Below are 7,909 nucleotides of genomic sequence, written 5' to 3'. Positions count from 1 at the left end.
TTGTTCATTGTAAATGTATTATGGCTAATTCAATTTACTGATTTTCAATCAAATGAACAACTTTTTACTTTTTTATTTCATAATGCACAACGGGTTTTGAATAATATTTAAATAATAAATGATTTTTAATTAAAAAAAATAATAAAAATAGATTTTAGTTTAAAATAATAATTGATAATCAGTGTTTTTAAATTTACGTATTTAATAAGTAAATAAAAGAAACTTATGAATAGTTAGTATTTAAAATTAAATTTTGTTACACTATTTTTATTAAAAAATACAATTATTTTAAATGTCTTAAAATCAATTATTTGTATAAAGCATAATTTGTTTTTAATGCTATAATTTATGAATGCATGTTTTTAAAAGTGATTATTCAAGAAAAAAATTTACAAATCTTTTTCAAACATCATTTTAGTAATAAAATCTCTCTCTCCTTTGCCTCGTGCAGGAGAATATTCTCTACCGTAAAAAATAATCTGTAGGTGAAGTTTGTTCCAGAGTTCTTCTTTCCAAAGATTTTTGGCGTCTTTTTCTGTTTCTACAACATTTTTCCCGGAAGTAAGTTTCCATTGCGTCATTAATCTGTGTATATGCGTATCTACAGGAAATGCCGGAAACCCAAATCCCTGACTCATAACAACCGAGGCGGTTTTATGGCCAACTCCGGGAAGTGCTTCAAGCTCTTCATAAGTTTGCGGAACAATTCCATTGTGTCTTTCCAAAAGAAGCTCCGCCATTCTTTTAAGATTTTTGGCTTTGGTATTCGAAAGCCCTATTTCTTTAATGAGTTCTTTAATTTGATATTCTTCCAGCTTAGCCATTCTTTGTGGAGTTCCTGCAACTGCAAAAAGTTCCGGCGTTACTTGGTTTACTTTTTTATCTGTTGTTTGTGCTGAGAGCGCAACAGCTACCATTAAAGTATAAGGATCGGTATGATCTAAAGGTATAGGAACCTGTGGATATAATTTTTCTAATTCGGTTTGAACCAGCTCGGCTCTTTGCTTTTTTGTCATTGAAAACACTAAATTTGAGCAAAAATAAATCATTATGTTGAAAGTCGGCGATCAGTTACCCCAATTTGAAGGGGTAAATCAGAATGGAGAAATGGTAAAATCGGAAAATCTGCTGGGAAGAAAACTTGTTGTTTTCTTTTATCCAAAAGCAAGTACTCCAGGCTGTACAGCGGAAGCATGCAATTTGAGAGATAATTATTCTTTACTGAAAGACAAAGGATATCAATTACTTGGTGTAAGTGCAGATTCTGTAAAAAGACAGAAAGCTTTTAGTGACAAGTACGAGTTTCCGTTTGATGTTATAGCAGATGAAAATCATGATATCATCGAAAAATTCGGAGTTTGGCAGCTGAAAAAATTTATGGGCAGAGAATTTATGGGAATCGTGAGAACCACTTTTATTTTTGATGAACAAGGAATCTGTAGCCAAGTAATAGATAAAGTGAAAACAAAAGATCATGCTTCACAAATTTTAGAACAGTAAGTTCCATAATATTCAAAAAAATGAAAACCTCTTTTGCAACAGAAAAGAGGTTTTTATATTTTTTCAGTTAGACTTTTATTTAAAATCTAGAAGGTCAATATCAAAAATAAGAGTTGCTCCTGGAGGAATTACATTTCCGGCTCCGCTGTCTCCATAAGCGAGATTAGAAGGGATATAAAATCTGTATTTTGCTCCTTTGCTCATTAGTTGTATTCCTTCTGTCCACCCCGGAATTACACCCGAAAGATTAAGTTCTATTGGTTTTCCTCCGTTTTTATCTGTAGAATCGAAAACGGTTCCGTCCAGAAGTTTTCCTGTATAGAGTACATTTGCGGTATTTGTTGCTGTAGGCTTGGTTTTTCCGTCCCCTTCTTTCAAAACTTCATATTGAAGACCGCTTGCTGTTGTTTTGATGTTTTTCTTCAGTTTATTTTTTGCGGAGAAATCTGCCCCGATTTTTTTGTTTTCTTCAGCCTTAATTTTCATTTCGGCTTGTTTTTTTTCATTTTGCTTCTGCATGAAACCTTGTAAAAAAGTTGCCATTTCTTCTTTTGGGAATAATGTAGCCTTCTCTGTGAGTGCATCTTTTATTCCCTGAGCTAAAAGATCGGCATCTGCAGGAAATCCTTGCTTTTTCATATTGGAAGCGATATCAAGACCAATATAATATGAGGCTTTTTGCTCATCTGTATATGTTTTTTGTGCAAAAACGATGTTTGCTCCTGCAAGAAGTGTTAAGGTAATTAATGCTTTTTTCATTGTTGAATGTAATTATTTTTGCGAATTTAAGGTTTTGCAGTTAAATGCATGAAATTATAGAAAAGATAAACTTAATTTGATAAGGTCAGATTTCTGAAGTTGAAATTAAAAGAAACTATCTTCTCTTTTTAGGTGCTTTCTTAGGTGTTTCTTTAGGAGTCTCTTCAGGCTGTTTTTTTTGAAGCCGAGGGTTGTTTGTGCATTTTTTGGTGTAAACCTCAGTGTAAGTTCCGTTTTCTTTTACATTGGTAATCATTCCTGAAGATTTATTAACCGTTAAAGTAAAATGCTTCTTCTGATAAGGACATTCCGTAGAAGTTATTTTCCCAAGATCTAAATAATAATTGGTTTTATCTTCGTAATAATTGGCGGCAACATCTACAAATTGTTCATCAATCATATAGCCTTCCAAAACAGCAGATAATGCTGCTTCATCAACATTGTCGATTTTTCCGATGAAATTTTTAAGATCTTTAAGTTCTGTGATGTAAGAAATTTTACCTCCAGAAGAATAAACGATATAGAAAAAACTGTCTTCTCCAGGTCTTAGATTAAATCCTGAAAATTGCGGAACATAATCTTTTTTAGTTCCTGAAACTTTAATTTCTTTTCCCTTTCCGTAATGATTGTGAACCAAAACCCAAAAATCTAATTTGGAATCGGGTTTAATATTCAGTAAAACGTTTTCAACATTGGGAAATTTCTTCTTTTCCTGAGAAAAAGTAAAAATTCCAAGAGATAAAAGAAACAGAAAAAAAATATTTTTATATATTGACATAGCTTAATATAAAGACACAAAACGTGCCATAATTATACATATTTTTCGCCTTTTTTCAGGCTTTTCAAGTCTAAAACATAGTCTTTAATCTCCTGATCGTGTTCACGCGGACAAATGAGTAAAACTTTATCTGTATCTACAATGATAAAATCTTGTAACCCGTCAATTACAACCGCTTTATTGCTTTTAGCATGAATAATATTTCCCGTAGAATCGTAGGTAAGGGCTGTTTTGATATTCACCGAATTGTTGTGTTCGTCTTTTTCGCTATGTTCAAAAATAGAATTCCATGTTCCCAAATCGCTCCATCCCAAGTCTGCCGGAATCACATATACATTTTTTGCTTTTTCTAAAATGCCATTATCAATAGAGACTTTCTGTATTTTAGGATAAATCAGTTCAATACAGTTTTCTTCACTTTCTGCATTGTACTCGCAGGCGATAAACTGCTGAGTCATTTCGGGAAGAAAAATTTCAAAAGCTTTACGGATAGATTTTACATTCCAGACAAAAATTCCGGCATTCCATAAAAAGTCTCCGCTTTCCAAAAAAGTTTTTGCCAGTTCCAGCATGGGCTTTTCTGTAAATGTTTTCACTTTGTAATATTCAGAATTCTTTTTTTCAACAAACTGAATATATCCATATCCAGTATCTGGTCTTGTAGGGGTAATTCCTAATGTTAAAAGATAATCATTATCTGAAGCAATTTCAAGAGCAATTTTTACCTTTTCGAGAAATATATCTTCTTTCAAAATAAGATGATCCGCAGGTAAAACGATCATGGTAGCATCGGGATTTACTTCTGCAATTTTATTCGTCATATAAAGATTGCACGCAGAAGTGTTTTTCATTAAAGGTTCTCCTACAATATTCTGCAAAGGAACTTCTGGAAGTTGCTGATGAGAAAGGGCAATATATTCTTTATTGGTGATTATAAAAATATTTTCATTGGGAATAATCTTACTGATTCTGTCGTAAGTCTGCTGAATCATCGTACGACCAGTTCCAAGAATATCCTGAAATTGTTTAGGGAATTTCTGTGTGCTTAATGGCCAGAATCTGCTGCCGATTCCTCCTGCCATAATCACGCAGTATTGATCTGATTTTGACATTTTTAACTGCATTTTATCACTCTTGCTAATGGCTTGAAAGAATATTTTCTTCCACTAGCCAGATGTATACAAAGATAGTTTTTTTTAATAAGACTTTGAAGAACGTATTTTTCGTTTCTGTAGATAAACTGATCTCCGTTTTTCAGCTCATGGATGTATTCTGAGCCATCATCTTGATTTCTGATTTCAAAATATTTTACCAAATCCGGGCTCGCCATAAAGTTGGCTTTTGGAGAACGGGAGAAGTTGATGATAATAGGCTTTAAATTTTCTTCGTAAACCTCAATACTTTCTAAAAGCATATTTCTGAAGGTGTGTTTCCATTCTGCACCGTGTGGAGCAATTTTCCTTCCATATTTTTCAAACGCAAGGAGATGGGCTAATTCGTGAGTTAAAACGAAAAAGAAAAGTTGTGGCGAAAGCGTGGAATTCAAACTTATTTCATGAGAATTATCCCTCAGTTTTCTGTAATCTCCAAGTTTAGATTCTCTGTTTTTAGTTATTTTGATATGGATATAATGGTTTGAAAACCAGTTTTTTAAATATGGAAGCGTATTTTCGGGTAAATAATTTTGTAAAGACTGAATAGACATTCTACAAACTTAATGGAATTCCTGCATAGAAATTCAATAACTTAAGACTGAAAACATAATTGTATTTTGCCTGCTCCACAGAACCTTGAGCATTTGCATAATTATTTCTCGCAATATTTAAATCGTAAATGGTTGTGCGTCCTGCCGCAAAGCTTTTATCTGCAAAATCCATTGCCAGTTTTGTACTTTTCTCTGTTTCTACTGCTGCAAGATAAATCTCGTAATTGGCATCTACATCAAACTGAGCCTGCTGTACATTTTGTCGTACAGCCTGTTTTTGTTGCTCTAAGGAATTTTTTGCAATAAATTCATTGATTCTTGATTGTTCTACCTGTAGTTTTGTTATTCCTTTATTGAAAATAGGAATGTTTAAGCTTATTCCGCCTTGCTGTCCGAAATTATCTTTATACTGCTGGAAGAAACTTGCTTCTTTCACATAGAAAAATTCATTTCCTACATTATTGGTGTTCAGTAAATTGTTATAAAATGTTCCGATTCCCACATTGGCGGTAAGAGTGGGCCAAAAAGCTGTTTTAGAAACTTCTGTCTGTGCTTCAGCAGATTTTATTCTGCTTTGAGCTGCTTTTACCTGAGGCTGAGTTTCGTATGCTGTTTCCAGAACATCACCCACGGAAATTAGCTGTGGACTTAAGGTTTCTGAAATTTCTACATCCTCCACATCAAAGTCTTTATGTTCTTTAAGCTGAAGGAGTTGTGCTAATGCAAAAAGGCTTCGGTTTACGTTAATTTCTGCGGTTTTAAGATTTTGTTTTTCTCTTGCCCAAGCTGCTTCTGCTTCTGCTTCAATCGTTTTTGCTGTAGTTCCTACTTCAGTAGTAATTTTTGCTCTGTCGAATTGCTTTTTAGCATTTTCTGTCGCACTTTGGGCTATTTTAACGATTTCTTTATTCAGTAAAGTTGTAAGATATTGTCGTGCAATTTGAAGTGAAATATCATTTTTTACAGTTTCAATATCGTATTGGCTGGCTTCAACATCAAACTGGGTTTTCCTGATATTTTTTTCAAGCCGTCCGTTATTGTAAATTAAAATATCTGCTCCAATGTTGGCATTGTTGCTGAATCTGTCGTTCCGGATACTTCCTGTTCCTAAAGAAGCCTGTCCAAAACTTACATTATTGCCCATATTGGCATTTACGGAAGGAAGGTAGTTTTTCTGTGCAATTTTAAGATTAGAATCCTGCATTTGTTTTGAATATTCGTTTTGAATTACCTGTAAATTGTGCTTTACGGCATAATCTACACATTCTTTCAGAGACCACTTTTCCTGTGCATTAAATCCTACAAAGGTTAATCCTAAAACAATCGTCAAAACTTTTTTCATGGTGAAATGTTTATTCTTTTCAAATATTACCTAAGCTATTCTAAGCTGGGGTAGCTGCTTTTTCTGCATTAGACGAAGAGATTGCTAAAAAGTTACAAAAAACAAAAAATTTTGTGCAAGAATTATAAAAGATTTTAGAATTTTGCGGTATGACAAATCTAGACTATAAAGAGGCAGTAGAATGGCTTTTTGTGCAGGCTCCCAATTATCAGATTGAAGGTGAAAAAGCGTATAAGCCAGGCTTAGATAATATAAAAAAACTCTGTAGTTTTTTTGGAAATCCACAAGAAAAAATCCGCTGTATTCATATTGGAGGAACCAACGGTAAAGGTTCTACAAGCAATATGCTGGCTTCTGTTCTTCAGGAATCGGGTTACAACGTTGGGTTGTACAATTCTCCTCACCTTATAGATTTTACAGAAAGGATTAAAGTAAATGGAAAAAACTGCGATAAACAATTTGTCTATGATTTTATTTTAAAATTGAAAAATCTTCCGCAAGATATCCGACCATCTTTTTTTGAATTTACAACCATTATGGCATTCGAATATTTTTTTCGGAAGAAGGTAGATTTTGCTATTATTGAAGTTGGTTTGGGAGGAAGACTAGATTCTACCAATATCATTACGCCGCTGGTTTGTGCAATTACGAATGTTCAGTTGGATCATCAGAATATTCTGGGAGATACCATTGAAGAAATTGCGGCGGAAAAAGCTGGGATTATTAAGCCGGAAATTCCGGTGGTTTCCGGAGATGAAAATATGGTGGTAAAAAACATTATTAAAGCTAAAGCTGAAAAAGAACATTCCCAATTGATAGATGCCACCAAAATAGAAACTTTATTGATGTCCGATTTAAAAGGAGATTATCAAAAGAAAAACATTCGCGTTGTTTTGGGTTTGGTTGAGCAATTGAAGCAGTTAAATGTTAATATTTCTGAAGAAAATATAGAGAAAGGCTTGTTGAAAGTTCATGAAAATACGGGTTTTATAGGTCGTTGGTTTGAATATTCTAAGAACCCTTTAACGATTTGTGATACGGGGCATAATCAGGCTGGTTTAGAATATGTTTTTTCTCAATTAAATTCTATTAATAAGGATAAGCATATTATTTTAGGCTTTGTTAATGATAAGAAAATTGATGAAGTGATGGGGATTCTTCCCGATAATTCTAAATTTTATTTTGCAAAACCTTCTATTCATCGTGGTCGACACCCTGAAGATTATGAAGATTTATTACAAAAAGCAAAAATTAATTATAAAATTTTCGATTTGGTACAAGAAGCTTATCTTTCTGCAAAACAGGAATGTAAAGATGATGAAATGATTTTTATCGGAGGAAGTAATTTTGTTGTAGGAGAATTTTTAGAAAAAAATTTGGAGATTTCTAAATAAGTCGTATATTTGCACCACTCTAATCGAGGAAGCAGCGATAAAGAGGGTTCTTAGCTCAGTTGGTTCAGAGCATCTGGTTTACACCCAGAGGGTCGGGGGTTCGAATCCCTCAGGACCCACAGAAAAGGAAACGAAACCTTTCAAAAAAATTCGGGTTCTTAGCTCAGTTGGTTCAGAGCATCTGGTTTACACCCAGAGGGTCGGGGGTTCGAATCCCTCAGGACCCACAAAAAGTCTTCTAATTTATTAGGAGACTTTTTTTATTTTTGTAACTTTCCTTTGTTCATGGTGGTTGTAGGAGATTTAGGATCAGTAACAAAAGTTGGGGACTAGGGGATCAGTAACAAAAGTTGGGGACTAGGCAAAAATTTTGGATAATCTGAAAAGGAAAAATGCTTTGTCTTTAACGCCTCGAAGCTGCATTCTGAAGT

Annotated in this window: 8 protein-coding genes and 2 tRNA genes; 4 read left to right on the top strand and 6 right to left on the bottom strand. The window is 33.7% G+C overall.

The genetic code is table 11. From position 1 onward, the window contains the following. Positions 1–389: 389 nt before the first annotated feature. Positions 390–1,016, bottom strand: coding sequence for an endonuclease III (gene nth / locus IV513_RS14320; protein WP_209391238.1), 627 nt, complete (start codon positions 1,014–1,016; stop codon positions 390–392). 34 nt (positions 1,017–1,050) lie between these two features. On the opposite strand from nth, the gene bcp reads away from it, so the two are divergent. Beyond that, positions 1,051–1,500, top strand: a complete 450-nt coding sequence (bcp, locus tag IV513_RS14315; protein WP_209391237.1) for a thioredoxin-dependent thiol peroxidase — start codon at positions 1,051–1,053, stop codon at positions 1,498–1,500. A gap of 75 nt (positions 1,501–1,575) precedes the next feature. Here the strand turns inward: bcp and IV513_RS14310 are convergent, their stop codons facing one another. The 5 genes from IV513_RS14310 to IV513_RS14290 form a co-directional block, all read right to left on the bottom strand. Further along, positions 1,576–2,259, bottom strand: a complete 684-nt coding sequence (locus IV513_RS14310; protein ID WP_209391236.1) for an FKBP-type peptidyl-prolyl cis-trans isomerase — start codon at positions 2,257–2,259, stop codon at positions 1,576–1,578. A 115-nt stretch (positions 2,260–2,374) separates the two neighbouring features. Next, a complete protein-coding gene (locus tag IV513_RS14305) occupies positions 2,375–3,037 on the bottom strand; it encodes a hypothetical protein (RefSeq protein WP_209391235.1) in 663 nt (220 codons plus the stop codon). A gap of 32 nt (positions 3,038–3,069) precedes the next feature. Beyond that, positions 3,070–4,149 carry a mannose-1-phosphate guanylyltransferase gene (locus IV513_RS14300; RefSeq protein ID WP_245168958.1) on the bottom strand — a complete coding sequence of 360 codons (1,080 nt, stop codon included), beginning with the start codon at positions 4,147–4,149 and terminating at the stop codon, positions 3,070–3,072. A 2-nt stretch (positions 4,150–4,151) separates the two neighbouring features. Continuing rightward, positions 4,152–4,742, bottom strand: coding sequence for a SprT-like domain-containing protein (locus tag IV513_RS14295; RefSeq protein WP_209391234.1), 591 nt, complete (start codon positions 4,740–4,742; stop codon positions 4,152–4,154). A gap of 1 nt (position 4,743) precedes the next feature. Further along, positions 4,744–6,084: a TolC family protein gene (locus IV513_RS14290; RefSeq protein WP_209391233.1), complete on the bottom strand. Its 1,341-nt coding sequence runs from the start codon at positions 6,082–6,084 to the stop codon at positions 4,744–4,746. Between the two features lie 149 nt (positions 6,085–6,233). Here IV513_RS14290 and IV513_RS14285 point away from each other — a divergent pair, with 149 nt between their 5' ends. The 3 genes from IV513_RS14285 (at position 6,234) to IV513_RS14275 (ending at position 7,705) form a co-directional block, all read left to right on the top strand. Continuing rightward, positions 6,234–7,478, top strand: a complete 1,245-nt coding sequence (locus IV513_RS14285) for a folylpolyglutamate synthase/dihydrofolate synthase family protein (RefSeq protein ID WP_209391232.1) — start codon at positions 6,234–6,236, stop codon at positions 7,476–7,478. 44 nt (positions 7,479–7,522) lie between these two features. Then, positions 7,523–7,597, top strand: a tRNA-Val gene (locus IV513_RS14280). Between the two features lie 33 nt (positions 7,598–7,630). Then, positions 7,631–7,705: transfer RNA gene (locus IV513_RS14275), tRNA-Val, on the top strand. Positions 7,706–7,909 lie beyond the last annotated feature (204 nt).

This window comes from Chryseobacterium sp. RR2-3-20, assembly GCF_017808115.1.
In the GTDB taxonomy this organism is placed as follows: domain Bacteria; phylum Bacteroidota; class Bacteroidia; order Flavobacteriales; family Weeksellaceae; genus Chryseobacterium; species Chryseobacterium oryzae.
This window is presented reverse-complemented; position numbering and strand designations above follow the sequence as displayed.